The organism is Catenisphaera adipataccumulans, assembly GCF_014202755.1.
GTDB lineage: Bacteria > Bacillota_I > Bacilli_A > Erysipelotrichales > Erysipelotrichaceae > Catenisphaera > Catenisphaera adipataccumulans.
In genome coordinates, this window is record NZ_JACHHK010000005.1 from 95818 (window position 1) to 114165 (window position 18348).

The following is an 18348-nucleotide window of genomic DNA, read 5'->3' on the forward strand; positions in this document are numbered from 1 at the left end:
TTGCTTGAATGTTTATGGCCTCATTATAGGGCGCGGATGAAACAATGTCAAATATTTTCTGAAAGATAATGAAAATGAATTATTTATTTTCAGAAAACTACTCCTTTTGGATTACATTTACAAGATTCAGAAGTCCTTTTTTCGCAAAAAGTTCTTCTTTGATCGCCTGCAGCTCCTCATAGGATACCGAATCATGCTCCGCCCGGTTGAGCAAAATATACAATTGCCGCAGTAAATTCACTTCCGCCGCCAGATCCTGCGGCGCAGCTGTTCCGGCATCTGCCAAGGCATGGATCTTCTCGTCCGTCAGCGCATTCAGATAGGTCAGCAGCGTGGTGGTCTGCACCGGGGCTGAAATAGCGAGCGCATCATATTGATAGGTGCGCAGAAGGTTCAGGACAGCTTTGGCATAAAACAGGACGGAGGCAGAAAAATCCAGATCGGTTGTCTCTTCATAAAAGGTCTCAAAATCAACGGCTGCTTCGATTTCATCCAGAATGTTTCCGGGCAGATCGGCGTACTCTGTTTCATCGATCTGCAGAAAATCATAAAAATCGGTTTCTTCTTCGGGCTCCGTTTCAGCATTTTGTTTATTCTGATAGTCCTGCATCATAGAATCTGCCATTTGGTTCAGTGACTCTTTTTCTTCGTCGCTCATATTGTTCATCATTTCAGACAGGGCATTAAAATCAATATCGGAAAATTTCATTTTTATCTCTTCTTTCTGTCTTATTAATATAAACAAATCTCACAGAAAAATCCACGGTATTTTTTCATTAAGCATGCTTATTATTTAGGCAGTGCTGAACACCATCGATTATGTTACAGAAACGGCATTTTTTTGCGTTTAGAACTAAATCACGTTATCATGAAACCAAGGAGCGAATAAAATGAACGAATTAACTTTTACCGTTGATGCCGGTATTCTGAACGATACCGAAGCATGCGCTTCCCTGATCGATACGACGGCGGTTTTTCCGCTTCATATCATCATCGACCAACATGTACCGGCATCGGACGAAACGATACAAACGATACAGGAACGACTGAAAAAAGTACCAACTGAACACTATACATACGGCCAGGGCAAGACGGCTCATATCCTGCGGGAACAAAAGCTTTCTTCCGGATCTGTGGTCATCAGCTGTGATCCGGAAATCGGTCAGATCGGCGGTTTTGGCTGTATGGGGCTGACCGTCAGCCCGGAACAATTCCGCCAGTCGGCCGCATCTGGAACGATCGAATTTCCGGATGCGCAGATCCAGGAGATCCACTTTGTGAACGAACTGCCGGAATTTGTCAGCGCTAAAGATCTGGCCTTGTGCATCATAGCGAAAATGGGGGATCTGGATTTTTCACATTCTATTTTGTTTCTGCGCGGCAAGAGCCTTTCCGTACTGACAGAAGAAGATAAAATGGAATTGTGCGGCATGCTTTCGCATATTGCGCTGAGTGCCGTCATCACCAAGGATAAGGTCGTTAAGAAAGAATTGGGCTACGATGTATCGGATACGATTTCAATGGCTGTGACGCCGTCATTAAAAGAAGTGTATGCGATGAAAAAGCAGGATGTCGATCTTGTCTACATCGGCGGAACATACGGCGGCACGCTGACGGATCTTGAGCTGGCTGCCAAGAACATGCGCGGCCTGAAAGTATCGCTGCATACGCAGCTGTATGTGGCACCGGCCAGTCAGACGATTTATGAGCAAGCAGCACAGGCTGGCTATCTGGCTGTTCTGGAACAAGCCGGTGCGACGATCCTGCCGCCATGTTATGATTTTGAACAAATTCCGCATCAGGACACGATGCGGTGTATCGTATCCAATGATATTCAGGATCGCCGCAATGTGATCTTGGCATCTACGCAGATTGCGATATTCTGTGCTTTGCGAGGTTGTATAGGAGAGAAAGAATGAAATCAGGAATCATCCAAATCATGCAGAACAATATTCTGCCGGCCGCCATTCGGCCGCATGCCATCTTAACGACGGATCACTTTGGGATCGAAAAAGAAGAAGATCTGACCTGGCTGTATGATCAAGGCGTTCGCTATATTCTGGCCGCCGGATTCAGTGCCGGAGCTTTCCGAAATTGTGTTGATCTGGGGATCTTTCCGATTGAACTGCGTCAGGCCGTAACGTTTCAGGATGGACAGAATGCAGAGCTGGAAATCAATGATAAGATCAAAGTCAATGACCGGACCTATTCATTGCCGAAATGGCCGGATTGGATGTGCGCTTTGATCGCAGACGGCGGTCTGATCGGTCATGCCCGAAAGGCAGGCGATGGTCATGCGTGAGAACGTTGGCGGATCGTTGTTCCGCAGTCATACGGGAAAGCCGGTGCGGGTCGGCAGTTTCACGATGATCCAGCCGTCATTGTGTATTTTCTGCGGCCGTGATTTTTCGCAGATCGAACCATTCTTAAAAGCGATGAACTGCAAGTATTTATTTGATGCCGATCGTGTACTAGTCTATGACGACCCATGGGAAGCGGCAAATTTGGATGCTCTGCGCCCTTATCATATTTCGCATATCTATCAAGGGCCGTTAGATCCCCATCTGCAGATCAAGCCGGGCATGGTCGCGGTGATGTGTGACGCGCATGCACCGATGTACGATGTGCCAGGTGCGTTTGTGATGCCGGTGACGCCGCGGGAAATGGCCTATGTCCTGACAGCCGGCGAGCTGTGGATCCGGCTGCCGCAGACGATCGGCGTAGAACTGCCTGAACCGCTTCCCAAACAAATCGGCCCATGGGATGCAGCCGAGGCGATCGCATCGCATTTAACAGAAAATCAAAGCGTGGAAATTTTTGGAGACGGCGCCGATGCGCTCAATGCGGATCAGCGCAGGGAATTGGCCTACCGGCTGAGCGAATATAAAATACATTCGTGTTTTTTTACGGATGGACATAGCCGCGGGCGAATGACCGCAGTTGATGCGATCGAACCTGTACTGTATAAAAACGGTGTTCGGACCGAATTTGAAAAAGAAATGAATACACCGATCGATCGTGTCCAGATCGGATCTATTGGTTTGGCGGACGAGGAAGACTTTCGTACTGCGGCTGAAGCATTTGCCGGACGATCGGTCCATCCGCAGGTGAAATGTTTTATCACGCCGGTTTCCCGTGCGGTCTATCGACAGGCGCTGCAGAACGGCGACGTGCAGAAGTTAGTCAAGGCCGGCGTGCTGATCCTGCCGCCGACGGAACGAAAGCTTCCGACGGGAACAGAAACCGTGCTTTCGACTTCCTGGTCTGAAACAGGATATACGGCTTCGGTCTATACAGCGGTCGAAAGTGCCGCAGCCGGCGTATTAAAGGAGGCAGAACATGACTAGACTTGATCCAAGTGTGGAATATCGGCCGTTGATCATGATCATCCCGCGCCGGCATTTGACCGAACGGCAGCTGCCGGAAGGTTATCATTATCAGTCCTATGATCCAACGCTGGAAAAAGCATGGATCGATCTGCAGTGCAGCGTCGGCCTATTTAAAGATCCAGCCGATGCCTGGGCCGCCTGGCAGACTTTTGTGCCGTCGATCGAGCGGTTTCTATTCGTAGCCGATACGCAGGGAAATCTCGTGGGATCGGCCGGACTTTGGCCGGGAACACATTTTGGACCGGAACGTCTGCGTCTGCATGATGTTGCCGTGCGGGAAGATCACCAGCACAAAGGAATCGCGCAGGCGATGATCTGTAAGTTATCGGTCAGATACGATGAAGCACCAGGCAAATATCCGCTATATGTGGTGACACAGACCAATAGTTACGGTGCCGTCGCATTATATTCAAGGCTGGGCTTTACGCCGTACCTCGGCGCGTATCAAGGCTGCACCGAAGAGCAGAATCACGCCAACTGGGAGATCGCCACGAAGATATTACGAGAGAAGGTCCCCGCATGAGATACCGCCGTATTTTTACGATCGTCGTGGATTCATTCGGGATCGGACAGGACCCAGAAGCAGAACGGTTCAAAGATGCAGGCGCCAACACGTTCCTGCACATTTATCAAAGCCAGCAGGGGCTGGATGTGCCGACGCTCTATGCGCTGGGACTGGGACAATTGGATCATGTGGACCGCACACAGACCATGGGATACGCCTGCCGTCTGCAGGAAGCAAGCAACGCCAAAGATACATTGACCGGTCATTGGGAGATCATGGGCCTGCTGACGACGCAGGCACCGATCACATTTACGGAACATGGTTTCCCGCCGGAACTGATCCATGAATTGGAAAAACAAACTGGCCGTAAGGTCATCGGTAATAAGGCGGCCAGCGGAACGGCTATCCTCGATGAACTCGGGGAAGAAGAGATTGCGACTGGTCACATGATCGTCTACACTTCGGCGGACAGTGTGCTGCAGATTTGCGGCAATGAAGATACCTTTGGATTGGATGAATTGTATCGGTGCTGCGAAATCGCACGGCAGATCACGATGAAGCCGGAATGGCGCGTCGGCCGCGTGATCGCTCGGCCGTATGTCGGCAAGAAAAGAGGAGAATTCGTACGTACGGCCAATCGCCGGGATTATGCACTGCAGCCGCCGCAGGATACCGTGCTGGATGCTTTGAAAGAGGATCATTATGATGTGATCGGCATCGGCAAGATCCATGATATTTTTTCCGGCAGAGGTCTGACTCAGACGCTGCATTCGGAAAGCAGTGTCCATGGAATGGAACAGACCACATCGTTTTTGGATATAGATTTTACTGGGCTGTGCTTTACCAACCTGGTGGATTTCGATGCCAAATGGGGACATCGCAGAAATCCGGCAGGCTATAAAAATGAGCTGGAGACATTTGACAAAAAGCTGAAGCAATTTATCGAAGGCATGCGAAACGATGATCTGCTGATTGTTTGTGCGGATCATGGCAACGACCCGACCTACAGCGGGACCGACCATACACGGGAACTGGTGCCGTGTCTGATGTATAGTCCGGATATGAAAAAATCCGGCGTGCTGCCGGACGGAAGATCCTTTGCGGATATCGGGCAGACGATCGCCGAAAACTTTGGTATCGCTGACCGCCATTGGCTTGGCCGCTCAAGATTATCCGAATTGATATAAAAAAACGGACGTTGAAACGTCCGTTTTCATTTGTTTATCCTTCGTATTTTTCAACGATCGTAGCGCATCCCATACCGCCGCCGATGCACAGCGTAGCCAAACCACGTTTGGAATCACGCTTCTGCATTTCATGCAGCAAGGTTACCAGGATACGGCAGCCGCTGGCACCAACCGGGTGACCCAGAGCGATGGCACCGCCGTTGACGTTCAGCTTGCTTTCATCGAAGCCCAGTTCTTTACGAACAGCGACCGACTGAGCGGCAAATGCTTCGTTGGCTTCATACAGATCGAAATCATCAATCGTGAATCCTGTTTTTGCCATGACTTTGCGCGTTGCAGCAACCGGACCGACACCCATGATGGCTGGATCTACACCGGCCAAAGCACCGGAGATCCAGGTTGCCATCGGCTTAACGCCTAATTCTTTGGCTTTTTCTTCGCTCATGACGACAACTGCTGCAGCGCCGTCGTTGATACCGGAAGCATTGCCGGCCGTTGTAACACCATCCGCATTGATCGTACGCAGACGTGCCAAACCTTCCATATTTGTGCCTGGACGCGGACCTTCATCCGTATCGACAACTTCTGTTGATTTCCGTTTCTTAACAGTGACCGGAACGATTTCGTCTTTAAATTTTCCTGCTTCCATGGCAGCCGCTGCTTTTGCCTGAGATTTTACAGAGAACTCATCCAGTTCTTCACGCGTCAGGCCCCATTTTTTCGCTACATTATCAGCTGTACGGATCATGTGATAATCGTTGAACGCATCCCACAATGCATCTTTGATCATGGTATCAACGAATACACCGTTGTTCATCCGATAACCGAAACGTGCGTTCATCGCAGCATACGGTGCCATCGACATATTTTCGGTACCGCCGGCGACAACGATATCGGCATCACCGGCAATGATCATGTCGGCAGCCATGTTGACGCAGTTCAAACCAGAACCGCAGACAACGTTGATGGTAACAGCCGGAACTTCAACCGGCAAACCAGCTTTGATGGAAGCCTGACGTGCGACGTTCTGGCCCTGACCGGCCTGGATAACGCAGCCCATCAATACTTCGCTGACCTTGTCGGCAGGAACGCCGGCGCGGTTCAATGCTTCTTTGATAACGATCGATCCTAATTCGGCAGCTGGAACGGTACTCAGTTCTCCGCCCATTTTACCGATAGCGGTACGGCAAGCGCCCGCCAAAACTACTTTTTTTGCCATTTTTTTCTAGTCTCCTTCAGTGATCTCCACTCACTTGTGAAAATTATAACATGTTTATAGGAAAAATAAAGAACAAAAGAGAAATTTTTTTGTATAATGATTAAATAGAAGAAAAGGATGAATATATGAATAAGACAATATATGTAACCGGACACCGGCATCCGGACACGGATTCCATCGCCGCTGCGATCAGTTATTCCTATTTGAAACAGCAGACCGGCAGCGACTGCGTTGCCTGCCGCTTGGGCGAACTGAATGCCGAATCAGCCTATTTATTGAAACGTTTCGATTTCGTTCCGCCGTATCATCTGAAAGATGCGCGGATCACACTGGCAGATATCGAGTTGGATGATCCGATCCACATTTCGCCGAATACTACGATCTACGAAGCTCTGCATATCATGGAAGAAAGCGAGCACGCCTACATCGGTGTCACAGATGAAAACGGCAAGCTCGAAGGTATGGTCACGGTCCAGGATCTGACCTCGGTCGGCGTAGGCGATACCAGTTTGAGCATCGACCTTTTGAAAGAAACAACGGCGGCCGCCATCAGTAAAACCATTGACGGCACGCTGGTTTATGATGATCCCGATTATCATATCAACGGTAAAGTCAGCATCATTGCGCTGACCAAATCCAAACTGGAACATTATGAGATCCATGACCGCATCGTGATCGTCGGCGATGACAGCGAGGCACAGATCGAATTGATCAAAAAAGGTGCCGGGATCCTGATCGTCGTCTGGACCCAAAGCATTGCGCCGGAAGTGATCGAAGCGGCAAAGAAATACCACTGTCCGTTGATCATTTCCGGACATGGCAGTATGAATACGTCCCGTTATTTGTATTTTGCTCCGTCGGTCCGTCTGGTCATGAAAAAGAAAATTGTTTCTTTCCATTATTGGGAACTGGCGGAAGATGTCTCCAAAGCCATGGCGAAGACACGATACCGCACCTATCCGGTCCTGGACGAAAACGAATGCCTGGTCGGTTATGTCAGCCGCTACCATATCATGAACAGCCGGAACAAGAACATTATTTTAGTCGATCACAACGAATTTTCACAATCGGTGCGCGCCATCGAGAAAGCTGAACTGATGGAAGTGATCGATCACCACCGCATCAGCGATTTTTCCACGACCCGTCCGGTTTCGTTCCGCAATGAAATTGTCGGCAGTACATGCACGATCATTGCGGGCATGTTCCAGGAAAAACAAATCGTGATCCCGAAACGGATCGCCGGCTTGATGTTAGGGGCGATCTTATCCGATACGTTGAAGTTCCGTTCACCGACGACCACGCAGAAAGATATTTTCATGGCCAATGTACTGGCCCAGATCGCCGGCTTGAATATCGATGAATTTGCCAAAGAGATGTTCAGTGTCAGCACCGATATTTCGGATAAAAACATGATGGATCTGCTGCGCTCGGATCTGAAGATTTATGAGATCGAGGATCTGCATGTGGGCATCAGTCAGATCATTGTATATGAATTCGATGCGATGAAAGGCAAAGGCGATGAAATCAGGGAAGCCTGCGACCGGACCTTTGAACGATCTAATTTTGATTTATTTGTCGCTGCATTTACGAGCATCACCGACGGCGGCTCTAAATTCTTCATCCGCGGCAAACACAAAGACTGGGCCGAGGAGATTTATCCGGAAGGCGAGATCGTTTCTGGTGTCCTGTCCCGTAAAAATCAAATCGTACCAGGCCTGACCGATGTCTTCGCGCGGCATATTTAAAAAGACGATGTGGATTCACATCGTCTTTATTTGTTCCCGCAGACCACGGATCAATTCTTCGGGCAGCCGAACATTTTCAGTAAATGGATTGACCACGACCGCATCCACAGTTTCGATGTTTTCCAGACGATCCAGCACATCCGGAAACGGCAGTTCTTCCCACTGGACATCGACATATTCATCCTGGGCTTCTTCAATTTGCGTAAAGACCGGGTAGAAACGTTCGCCGTCCATATCGGCCAGAATATCCGGTTTGCCGTCCTTAAAAACCGGAATAAAGACCGTATGCGAAAGCAAGGTTTCCAAAAAATTCACAACCGATTCTTCATCTTGTTTTTCGATGAAGATCCCTAACATTTCTTAGATTGGATCCATAAATTTCTCCTTTACGTTCCTATTATACGGTGTATCATAAAATTATGATACAAGATATTCAACCACATCGTTTTCATAACGAATTCAAGATCAAAGAACCAAAAGATACGGATGTCATTTTTCTGTTTGACGGGCGCAGGATCATGGCATCGCAGACACCTGCTTTTCATGTCCCGTTTTATTCCATGGTCAAAGGACCGGCCCGTTATTTATTTCAGATCGACGGCACGAATTTCTTTTTAGGTCAAACGCAGGAAGTCGCCGGTTTTGAATGGATCGATATCCATGTTCTGCGCCAGGCAGATCCCAAACCGCTGTGCTTTGCGGCAATTACTGCCTATCATTTATATACATGGTATTCAAAGAACCGATACTGCGGATGCTGCGGCGAAAAAATGGAACACTCGAAGATCGAACGTGCCATGGTCTGTCCATCTTGCGGCAATATTGTCTATCCGACGATCGCACCGGCGGTCATTGTGGGTGTGATCCATCATGACGCGATCCTGATGACGCGGTATGCGGGCCGTCGCTATAAAGGCCATGCGCTGATTGCCGGGTTCTGTGAGATCGGTGAGACAGCGGAAGATACCGTTCGTCGGGAAGTCATGGAAGAAGTCGGATTAAAAGTGAAGAACATCCGTTACTACAAGTCACAGCCATGGGGCTTTGATTCTAATATCCTGATGGGATATTTTGCGGATTTAGACGGCGGTACGAATATCACATTGGAAGAAGACGAACTGGCTAAAGCTCGTTTTATTCCGCGCAGCGAAATCGATGATGCACCGGATCATCTGAGCCTGACCAGAGAAATGATCCTGGCCTTTAAGAACGGTCAGGAGATATGATAAAATAAAACCATGAAACCATTTCAAGATGTATCCTCGCAAATTAAGATCGTCATCGATCCAAAGGATGAGCATTTTGTGCGCCGCTACTGGATCTTTCTGCAGATCCTGCGCCTGTTCGCACTGGCAGTGCTGATCGTTTATTTTTATTCCGTCATCCAGCATCCTGCTTTCCGTCTGGATATTCTTGTGGTGTTCTTTGTGGCCTTAGCCGTATACTTTATCATCCGCACAGCAGTGAATGAACGGATCGAACGTGTCCTGACACAGAAATGTGAGCCGGCGCGTGCGCTTTCACTTTATGCCGCAATTTGTAATATTGCGTCGTTTCACCGTTGGAGCCCGTACTTATATAATGTAGCCTCTGCTTTGTATTATGACGGCCGGTTCGAAGAAGTAAAAACCGTGATCCAGATCATGCGAAAATACGAACGTACGGATTTTGACCGCGCTTTGGCAGAGATCCTGTCTTGTAAGATCGCTCATCATGAACGGGACCGTCAGGCAATGTCCGAACATATTGCGATCCTTCGTCCCCTGGGAGACCAGACTCATTTATACGGACGCTGGCAGCATTTGTATTATGAGATCCTCGAATACTGGGATCTGATGAATCTGGAAGCGGAACACAGTTATAAAAAGCTGTATTCAAAATATATGCGCAGTGAGTCTTATTCCGGCACGATGCTCAATGAAGTGAAACGAAATTATCACTTGGCTTTGATCGCACATGATATGAATGATTCAGTCAAAGCGGAAAAACATCGTGCGTTTGTGCTGAAAAACGGCGGGACCCTCTGGTATAAACGACAGTTGGAAAAAGGATTTTAGAGCGCTATGAAGCGCTCTGTTTTTTTATCGGCAGAAATAGTATTATAATGTGTATACACAATATACCCGGAGGAAAATTATGAGCAATACTTACCTCACGAATGAAGAACTGACTGCCATGATCCCCGATCCGGCTGCGAGGATAAAGGTGATCCGCTGGTTCATGAATACCAAGAAAATCACCATCGAACAAATTTCCGAAGCCAGCGGCCTTCATTATCAGACGATCGTGAATGTCCTGCAAAGAAAACGCAAAGGGACGGCGCAGACTTGGGATAAAATAATGGCGGTCCTGCAGCTTGGTTATGTCGAGCGCTGTATGATCGAACACGATCGAATCGTTGAGCGGCTCAATGCGGACATCAAGAAACAAGGGCCGTCCGTCCCGGTATCGGTATTATGTCAGCCATATGGTGCCTTTCTTTATGCGTGTGATTATCGTCTGGACGGCACCTTTGATCAGCAGGGCATGATCCTGCATATGGATCTGCAGGAAGCGAAACAGCTTTTCGAGTTGGAACATCCTTTACCGGTTTCTCAATAAGAGTGTATAATATATGCATTCAGTATGAGGAGCAGGATATGGAACTTGAAAGTATCGATCGTATGATTCAGCAGTGGAATGTTTATTATGGAGCGATCAACCGACTGGATGTTCTGCGCTGGCTGATGCACGGCCGGGACATGAGCTGGCGGGATGTTTCCCGTGCCAGCGGTCTTCATTATCAAACATTGATGAAAATAGCCGGCGGACAGCGAGGCGGCTCGGATGCGACGTGGCAGGCGTTGTTTGATGCGATGCAGATCACGGATCAGGAGCAGATCATTTTAGGCTATCCGACGTTGTATGAACGTCTCAAAGGTTCCCGTCCGTCTGCCGAAGTTTATGTTCTTTATACCATATTTGACGGATTTCCGTTTTTCTATGATTTTACCGATCAAAAGCCTGAAACAGAGCTTTCTTTGCATTTGAAATGGGAAGAAGCAGAGGCTTTGTTCCGGAAACAAAATCCAGAAAGAATCATCAAAAATGGGAAAAATTTCACACCATAGGAAAAGTTTTGCAAAATAGGGAGCGTATATTTACCTGCCTTTGAAAGTGATGTATGATACTCATAGCTGAGACTGGAAAAGGAGACAAAATATGAACGTAGAAGAGCTGAAAAAACATGCGAATCACGTACGTCAGAATGCGATTCGCGCCGTATATTCGGCACAAAGTGGACATCCGGGCGGAAGCCTTTCGTCTGCCGATATATTGACTTATCTTTACTTTGAAGTCATGGACATCAACGCAGAAAATGTCGGAAGCATCGACCGCGACCGTTTTGTTTTAAGTAAAGGCCATATCACACCGGGCTATTACAGTGTGCTGGCCGAAAAGGGATTTATCCCGCAGGAAGATATCACGACGTTCCGTAAATTCGGAAGCAAGCTGCAGGGGCATCCGAACATGAACTACATCGAAGCTGTTGATATGTCGACGGGTTCTCTGGGACAGGGCGTATCCACGGCAGTGGGTATGGCGATGGCCAATAAATTGGACGGCAACAAGCATCATATCTTCACATTGTTGGGCGACGGCGAATGCCAGGAAGGCGAAGTTTGGGAAGCTGCTATGGCCGCCAGCCACTATAAACTGGACAACATTACTTTCATGGTCGACTGCAACCATCTGCAGATCGATGGTGAAGTGGAAAAAGTCATGAATGTATATCCATTGGATAAAAAATTCGAAGGATTCGGATTTGAAGTCGTCAAAGCGAATGGACACGATTTCGAAGCAATCAAGAATGCCTTTGATTACGCCCTGAGCGTTAAGCGTAAACCGGCTGTCATTTTATGGAACACGGTAAAGGGCAAAGGCGTCAGCTTTATGGAAGACCAGGCCGGATGGCATGGCAAAGCTCCGAATGAAGAGCAGTTCAAACAAGCAATGAAAGATTTGGGAGGCGACGAATAATGGCAAAAGAAGCAACCAGAGCCGCATACGGAAAAGCATTGGCCGAGCTGGTACAGGAAAACGAAAACGTAGTTGTGCTGGACGCTGACCTGGCCGGCAGTACAAAAACCGCTGAAGCGAAGAAAGTATGCCCGGAGCGTCACTTTGACATGGGAATCGCCGAAGGAAACATGATGGCCGTTGCCGCTGGTATGGCAGCCAGCCATAAGATCCCGTATGCATCGGCCTTTGCGGTATTCGCAACTGGCCGTGCTTACGATCAGATCCGCAACAGTATCTGCTATCCGAATTTAAACGTAAAAGTCTGCGCAACGCATGCCGGACTGACCGTCGGCGAAGACGGTGCCAGCCACCAAAGTCTGGAAGACATCGCCCTGATGCGTGCGCTGCCGAATATGAAAGTATTCCAGCCGTGCGACGGTGTCGAAGCCAGAGCAATCGTTAAGGCCGTAGCCGACATCGACGGACCGTGCTATGTCCGTTTAGGACGTCTGGCCGTTGACACGGTAAACGATCCGGATACATATAAGTATGAATTCGGCAAAGGAATCGTTATGAAGAAAGGTGCCAAAGTTGCGATCATCGCAACTGGCATGATGGTCCAGGAAGCATTGAAGGCCGCTGAACAGTTGGATTTCGATCCGACCGTCATCAACATCAATACGATCAAACCAATTGATAAAGACTTGATCATCGAAACAGCCAAGACCCATGATGCGATCGTGACAGTGGAAGAACACAATGTGATCGGCGGACTGGGCGGAGCCGTTGCGGAAGTCCTGGCCGATCAGAAAGAACGCTGCCCGCAGTACATGATGGGTGTCAAAGATGAGTTCGGTCAAAGCGGCACACCGGCAGCCTTGTTGGATGCATATGGACTGGATGCTGCGCATATTGCAGAATTCATTCAGAAGTTATAATGACAAGAAAGCGTAAATCTGCGGATTTACGCTTTTTTTTGACAATAGATAACGGTTTGAGTATAAAGAGAGTATGAGAACACAATTCTATATCATCCGGCATGGCCGGACATTGTTTAATGATAAAAAACTTATCCAAGGTTCCAGCGATTCGCCGCTGACAAAAGAAGGAGTGATCCAGGCCGGACATCTGCGTGATCATCTGCGCACGATTCCGTTTAAGCTGGGTGCCTCTTCGACCAGCGAACGCGCGATGGATACGTTGGAAATCATTGCGGATCATCGCTTTCCTACCGAGTATCTCAAAGGTCTGAAGGAAGTAAGCTTCGGGACCTTGGAAGGTGATCCGCTGATCAAAGCGTTTCCGGAAGGAAAACTGCTGCGGGAAGGATATGAAGCCTACGGCGGAGAGACTCCCAAAACGGCCGAACGGCGCTTTGAAAAAACGCTGCGGCAGATCGCAGTCGATGGAAATATCCTGATCGTCAGCCACGGCGCGGTCATACTGGAATTCTTACGGACCTTGAGCACGGAGCTGCGGGAAAGCGAGGAGTTTCCCGGCGTTCTGGTGCCGAACTGTTCCGTCACCAAAGTATTGTACGAACAGAATACCTTTACATTAGAAACGATGCCGGATGCATCGATGCGGGAGGCGTAATGCATACTACATTCTATTTGGTCCGCCACGGCCGGACATTATTCAATGAAAAACATTTATTTCAAGGCTGGTGTGATTCACCGCTGACGGAACAAGGCATCGCTTATGCTAAAGCGCTGCATAACGGACTGAAAGATATTCCGTTTGCGTTTGCGGCCAGTTCGACCAGTGAACGTGCCATGGATACGCTCCATTATATCCGTCCGGATCTGACGCCCCACTACTACAAAGGTCTGCGGGAATTGTATTTTGGGGATCTGGAAGGAGATCCGTCTGACTTGGAGACCAAAAAGGAACACGACTGGATCGGCTATGCCTATTGTAACGGGGAGGACCGCACCCAAGCACGGATCCGCTTCATGGAAACGTTGAAACAAATTGCGGTTGAAGGCAACGTATTGGTCGTCAGTCATGGCTCGGTGATCTGCCGGACGATCCAATATCTGGATCCGACTTTCCAGCGCGGACCAAGCCCGGATATCCTCATTCCGAACTGCAGCGTGACGCTCTTAGATCTGGATGACGGCACGTTTCATCTGCGCGCATTACCATCGACAAAATACAGGGAACATGACTAGTTCTCTGTTTTTTTGTATACTGTAACTATGAAAAGCATTGGATTGATCGGTCTGTCCGACCCTTGCCAAAACCGACCGCGCATCATTGAAACCAAAACATTTCTGGAAAGTTTGGGTCATACGGTGTCGGTATCTCCGCTTTTATACAAGCAGACGGCCGGACGGGAACGGGCAAAACTGTGGAATGAATGGATGGGGAAATATGATTTTCTATTTGACGTATCCGGCGGCGATCTGGCCAATGAGACCATTCCGTATTTATATTTCGATCGGTATGCGTCATCGCAGACGATCTTCTGCGGCTACAGCGATCTGACTTGCGTTCTGAATGTGCTTGGGCCCATGCGGCCGTGTCTGTTGTTTCAGATCGTCGGCAATGCGAATCGCCGGGCATTGGCACGAGCGTTGAACGGCGATTGGTCCGAATTGGTGATCGGACAAGGATATGGCGGCAATATTCGCTGCTTTCTGAAATTAGCCGGAACTCCTTATATGCCGGACCTGACCGGCTCGCCGTTGTATTTGGAAAGCCGTTCCGGTGATGCCTTCCGGATCCGCAGTTATTTTGCCCAGCTGGCCATGATGGGCATCTTTGAACGGATCTCCGGACTGTATCTGGGAACATTTACGGAATTGAATGATGAAGACTGCCTGCGGAAAATTGCCGGGCAGTATACTCATGTGACGGCATCCGGACTGCCGTTCGGTCATGAAAATCGTTCGAAAGCCGTCTGGATCGGAGGCAGCTATGGATCTTGGTAAAATAAAGATCACGCCGCGTCGTGCAGGCCTGTTGGCTAAAATGGGCATCACCAGCGTGGAAGATCTGCTGCGGACATTTCCGCTTCGTTATGAAACAGTGGAGCGGATGCCTTTTGAACAATGGCAGATGAACAGTCATGTCTGCTTTGAGGCTACGATCATCAACCGGGCGTATGTGGTGCGTTTTGGCGGCAAACGAAGCAAGACGTCGTTCAAAGTCCGTCTTACCGATGAACCGGTTGAATTATCCATTACTTTATTCAACCGGCCATGGACGAATATGTTTGCTTCCGGCAAAAGGATCACGATCTTCGGGGAATATATGGGCGGCGATCGGGTCACGGCTGCGAATTTCAATTTTAAACCGCTCAGCGAACAGCTGGGCATGAATCCGGTGTATCCGCTGACACAGGGACTGCGTCAGTACGAAATGCGCGATATGATCAAAAAAGCTTTGCCGTATGTTTATGAGATCCCGACTTATGTGCCGGAGCGCTATCGGCAGAAATACCGTTTGGATGATGTGCCCAATGCGATCCGCCGGCTGCATCAGCCGCGAAGCAAGGCCGACTTGATCCAGGCAGCCCGCTCTCTGAAATATGAAGAGTTCCTCATCTATCAATGCGTGATGCAGAGCACGCAAAGCGATCTGAATGATTTGAAAAAACCGCCGAAGCATTTCGATGCTCAGCAGCTGGAGACATGGATCAGTCAGCTTGCCTATCCGCTGACGCCCGATCAGAAAACGGCCGTCGATGAGATCAAGAACGATCTGCGTTCGGAGCGAGTGATGTTCCGTTTGGTGCAGGGAGATGTCGGCTGCGGCAAAACAGTGGTGGCAGCCGCGGCTCTTTATATGTGCATGCTTTCCGGCCATCAGGGCGCTTTTCTGGCGCCGACTGAGATCCTGGCTCGTCAGCACGTTGAGAATCTGCAGCAGATGAACCTGCCGGCTTGTCTGTATGTCTCGGCCATGTCAGCCAAAGAGAAAAAAGCGGTCCTGGAAGGACTGGCTGAAGGTTCGATCCAGATCGTAGTCGGCACGCATGCGCTTTTTCAGGAGAACGTACAATTTCATGATTTGGGGCTGGTCGTTGCCGATGAGCAGCAGCGGTTCGGCGTCCGGCAGCGCCGCGCCTTGTTGGAAAAAGGCCGGCTGGTCGACTTTCTCATGATGAGCGCCACTCCGATCCCGCGTACGTATGCCCATTTTATCTACGGGAACATGAACATTTCCAGCATCAAGACCATGCCGCCGGGCCGTCAGCCGGTCCAGACCAAATACTATGCCGGCACAAGCATGAAGCCGTTTATCAAAGAACTGCTGGCAGACATTCAAACTGGCCGGCAGTGCTATGTGGTCTGTGCGGCGATCGAAGAAGATAACGACATGGGGGTGCGCAGTGTGCTTTCTGTATATAAGGGTATGCAGCAGACATTGAAAAATCTGCGCATTGGTCTGATCCATGGAAAGATGTCCGGTGAAGAAAAAGAAGCCGTGATGAGCCGTTTCGCTGCCCATGAATTGGACATCCTGGTCAGCACGACGGTCATCGAGGTCGGCATCGATGTGAAGAATGCAACGTTGATGGTCATTTATGATGCGCATCATTTTGGCCTGAGCACGCTGCATCAGCTGCGCGGCCGCACGGCCCGCGGCAGTGTGCAGGGTAAATGCTTTCTGCTGAGCAGTTCCAAAGATCCGGCAGCGATCAGCCGTCTGAAAAAGCTTGAAACATTAACGGACGGATTTGCGGTTTCGGAATACGATCTGAAGACTCGCGGCCCGGGCGATCTGTTAGGTACACGGCAAAGCGGCATACCAAGCTTTGCGCTGGGCGATCCGGTGAAAGACCGGAACATGATGGCAGCCTGTGTACAGGATGCGCAGGAGATCCTCACCGATCGTGTGGATGAAGAACTGCTGACGTATGTCCGCAAGGAAGCAGAAAAATCCGAATTCTTTGATTGAGAAATACGGACGGGTAATGTAGTATAATGTGGATATGTCAGAGAAATTAAAAAATAAGCTGATTTACTTTATCAGCCTCGCGATCATGATCGTGGTGTTATACGGCATTGCTTATATGTCCTTTATGCGCAAGGTCGATGTGAATGTAATGGAGAATGCCAAATTTGAATACAGCGGTGAAAACGGCAACGCGACGCTGACGGTCACCATGGATGACAGTTCGGAAATCAATCAGCGAACGGCGGCTTTTCTGGAGACGGTAGAATTCGAAGCCAGTCCGAATACCGAATTATCGAACGGTGATGTCGTGCATGTGACCGCAACCTATGATGAAGCGACAGCGGAAGAATACAATTTCAATCCTACACACCTCAGCGAAGATATCAAAGTTTCCGGTCTGCCGGATCAATATAGTTCATTAAAACAAATTGATAAGAGTTATCTGAGCAATATTCTGGAAGCAGCGGACCAATATATTGATGATCATGCGACAGAAATCTATCGGACAGAAGTCGGCGGATCTTCGGAACGGATTTCATTGGATAAATCGCGGGTGGTCTATTCGGCTTTCATGAAATCAAAAAATTCTGAAAACAGCGACCGTGTCATCCGGATCTATCAGTTGACTTATACGGCCGGTGAAACACAGACGGAGCTATACTATCTGGTCTGTGTGCCGGAAATCAATGATTCTGATGATGTCGCTGAGCAAGATATCTACGGCCTGAAGGCATACTTGACCGACGATGAAAAAAACAACCGCCAATACGCAGAATACGTACAGCGGCTGTATCAGGAACAATATACGATCGAAGAAATCACGAAGTAACATTACTTCGTGATTTTTAATAACTCTTCGAAATCTACTTCCGGAATCTCATGGAATTCCAGCGTAAGCGTATCGTTGTCGGCATAGCGCGGGATCAAATGCACATGAAAATGCATGACACTTTGCCCGGCTGCCTCATTGATATTGGTCAGCACGTTCATACCATCACAATGCAGAACGTCACATAAACGGTTCGCTAATTTCTGGGCTACTTCAAAGACATGATCCCGTACGTCGGCCGGGCAGTCCAGGAAGGATTCGCAGTGCTGCTTCGGCACGACGAGGCAGTGGCCGTAGCTGGTCGGGTTGATATCGAAGAATGCGATGACCTGGTCATCTTCGTACAATGTGTTGCTCGGGATCTTTCCGGCAGCGATATCACAAAAAATACACATATTATCTTCCTCCTGATGCTTATTATACGACACAAAAAAGGAAAAGTCAGGCTAAGGGGACGCCTGACTTTCCAAAATTAAGGGGATAGAAAATTGTATGAATACCATTTTGTTTATTCATACAGGCAAGGCCTTCTACTCCTTGCTTATACGAAGTATAGCACATAGT

General features: G+C 48.9%; 21 protein-coding genes. 17 read left to right on the plus strand and 4 right to left on the minus strand.

What is annotated here, in order from left to right; translation table 11 throughout:
- Positions 1–97 precede the first annotated feature (97 nt).
- Positions 98–709, minus strand: coding sequence for a hypothetical protein (locus HNQ47_RS07315; RefSeq protein ID WP_183328740.1), 612 nt, complete (start codon positions 707–709; stop codon positions 98–100).
- 181 nt (positions 710–890) lie between these two features.
- On the opposite strand from HNQ47_RS07315, the gene HNQ47_RS07320 reads away from it, so the two are divergent.
- The 5 genes from HNQ47_RS07320 to HNQ47_RS07340 are packed head-to-tail and all read left to right on the plus strand — an operon-like array spanning position 891 to position 5081.
- The gene (locus tag HNQ47_RS07320; protein ID WP_183328741.1) at positions 891–1919 is read left to right on the plus strand and encodes an aconitase family protein; all 1029 of its coding nucleotides are present in this window, start codon (positions 891–893) and stop codon (positions 1917–1919) included.
- Entirely contained in the window at positions 1916–2302 is a 387-nt protein-coding gene (locus HNQ47_RS07325) for a 3-isopropylmalate dehydratase small subunit (RefSeq protein WP_183328742.1), read from the plus strand. The genes HNQ47_RS07320 and HNQ47_RS07325 overlap by 4 nt, the downstream gene beginning before the upstream one ends.
- Positions 2295–3347 (plus strand): aconitase family protein, encoded by a 1053-nt coding sequence (locus HNQ47_RS07330; RefSeq protein WP_183328743.1) that lies wholly within the window; start codon positions 2295–2297, stop codon positions 3345–3347. The genes HNQ47_RS07325 and HNQ47_RS07330 overlap by 8 nt, the downstream gene beginning before the upstream one ends.
- Positions 3340–3912, plus strand: coding sequence for a GNAT family N-acetyltransferase (locus tag HNQ47_RS07335; RefSeq protein ID WP_183328744.1), 573 nt, complete (start codon positions 3340–3342; stop codon positions 3910–3912). Before HNQ47_RS07330 ends, HNQ47_RS07335 begins: the two co-directional genes overlap by 8 nt.
- Positions 3909–5081: a phosphopentomutase gene (locus HNQ47_RS07340; RefSeq protein WP_183328745.1), complete on the plus strand. Its 1173-nt coding sequence runs from the start codon at positions 3909–3911 to the stop codon at positions 5079–5081. The genes HNQ47_RS07335 and HNQ47_RS07340 overlap by 4 nt, the downstream gene beginning before the upstream one ends.
- A gap of 34 nt (positions 5082–5115) precedes the next feature.
- On the opposite strand, the gene HNQ47_RS07345 is transcribed toward HNQ47_RS07340, so the two are convergent.
- Positions 5116–6300, minus strand: coding sequence for an acetyl-CoA C-acetyltransferase (locus HNQ47_RS07345; protein WP_183328746.1), 1185 nt, complete (start codon positions 6298–6300; stop codon positions 5116–5118).
- A 125-nt stretch (positions 6301–6425) separates the two neighbouring features.
- Between HNQ47_RS07345 and HNQ47_RS07350 the strand changes: the two genes are divergently transcribed.
- Positions 6426–8045: a putative manganese-dependent inorganic diphosphatase gene (locus HNQ47_RS07350; RefSeq protein WP_183328747.1), complete on the plus strand. Its 1620-nt coding sequence runs from the start codon at positions 6426–6428 to the stop codon at positions 8043–8045.
- 15 nt (positions 8046–8060) lie between these two features.
- Here the strand turns inward: HNQ47_RS07350 and HNQ47_RS07355 are convergent, their stop codons facing one another.
- The gene (locus HNQ47_RS07355; protein WP_183328748.1) at positions 8061–8402 is read right to left on the minus strand and encodes an SseB family protein; all 342 of its coding nucleotides are present in this window, start codon (positions 8400–8402) and stop codon (positions 8061–8063) included.
- A 62-nt stretch (positions 8403–8464) separates the two neighbouring features.
- On the opposite strand from HNQ47_RS07355, the gene nudC reads away from it, so the two are divergent.
- From nudC to HNQ47_RS07410, 11 genes are all read left to right on the plus strand, one after another.
- A complete protein-coding gene (nudC, locus tag HNQ47_RS07360) occupies positions 8465–9271 on the plus strand; it encodes an NAD(+) diphosphatase (protein WP_183328749.1) in 807 nt (268 codons plus the stop codon).
- A 12-nt stretch (positions 9272–9283) separates the two neighbouring features.
- Positions 9284–10102 (plus strand): hypothetical protein, encoded by an 819-nt coding sequence (locus HNQ47_RS07365; protein WP_183328750.1) that lies wholly within the window; start codon positions 9284–9286, stop codon positions 10100–10102.
- A 79-nt stretch (positions 10103–10181) separates the two neighbouring features.
- Positions 10182–10646 carry a helix-turn-helix transcriptional regulator gene (locus tag HNQ47_RS07370; protein WP_183328751.1) on the plus strand — a complete coding sequence of 155 codons (465 nt, stop codon included), beginning with the start codon at positions 10182–10184 and terminating at the stop codon, positions 10644–10646.
- Between the two features lie 38 nt (positions 10647–10684).
- Entirely contained in the window at positions 10685–11155 is a 471-nt protein-coding gene (locus HNQ47_RS07375; protein ID WP_183328752.1) for a helix-turn-helix domain-containing protein, read from the plus strand.
- A gap of 91 nt (positions 11156–11246) precedes the next feature.
- The gene (locus HNQ47_RS07380) at positions 11247–12065 is read left to right on the plus strand and encodes a transketolase (RefSeq protein WP_183328753.1); all 819 of its coding nucleotides are present in this window, start codon (positions 11247–11249) and stop codon (positions 12063–12065) included.
- Entirely contained in the window at positions 12065–12985 is a 921-nt protein-coding gene (locus HNQ47_RS07385; protein ID WP_183328754.1) for a transketolase family protein, read from the plus strand. Before HNQ47_RS07380 ends, HNQ47_RS07385 begins: the two co-directional genes overlap by 1 nt.
- Positions 12986–13058: 73 nt before the next feature.
- Positions 13059–13643: a histidine phosphatase family protein gene (locus tag HNQ47_RS07390; protein ID WP_183328755.1), complete on the plus strand. Its 585-nt coding sequence runs from the start codon at positions 13059–13061 to the stop codon at positions 13641–13643.
- Positions 13643–14221, plus strand: coding sequence for a histidine phosphatase family protein (locus HNQ47_RS07395; protein WP_183328756.1), 579 nt, complete (start codon positions 13643–13645; stop codon positions 14219–14221). Before HNQ47_RS07390 ends, HNQ47_RS07395 begins: the two co-directional genes overlap by 1 nt.
- 27 nt (positions 14222–14248) lie before the next feature.
- Complete coding sequence (locus HNQ47_RS07400) at positions 14249–14983, plus strand: LD-carboxypeptidase (protein ID WP_183328757.1); 735 nt, start codon at positions 14249–14251, stop codon at positions 14981–14983.
- Complete coding sequence (locus tag HNQ47_RS07405; RefSeq protein ID WP_183328758.1) at positions 14970–16955, plus strand: ATP-dependent DNA helicase RecG; 1986 nt, start codon at positions 14970–14972, stop codon at positions 16953–16955. The genes HNQ47_RS07400 and HNQ47_RS07405 overlap by 14 nt, the downstream gene beginning before the upstream one ends.
- 34 nt (positions 16956–16989) lie before the next feature.
- Positions 16990–17784 carry a hypothetical protein gene (locus HNQ47_RS07410; RefSeq protein ID WP_183328759.1) on the plus strand — a complete coding sequence of 265 codons (795 nt, stop codon included), beginning with the start codon at positions 16990–16992 and terminating at the stop codon, positions 17782–17784.
- A gap of 2 nt (positions 17785–17786) precedes the next feature.
- Here the strand turns inward: HNQ47_RS07410 and HNQ47_RS07415 are convergent, their stop codons facing one another.
- Entirely contained in the window at positions 17787–18179 is a 393-nt protein-coding gene (locus HNQ47_RS07415) for an HIT family protein (RefSeq protein ID WP_183328760.1), read from the minus strand.
- Positions 18180–18348 lie beyond the last annotated feature (169 nt).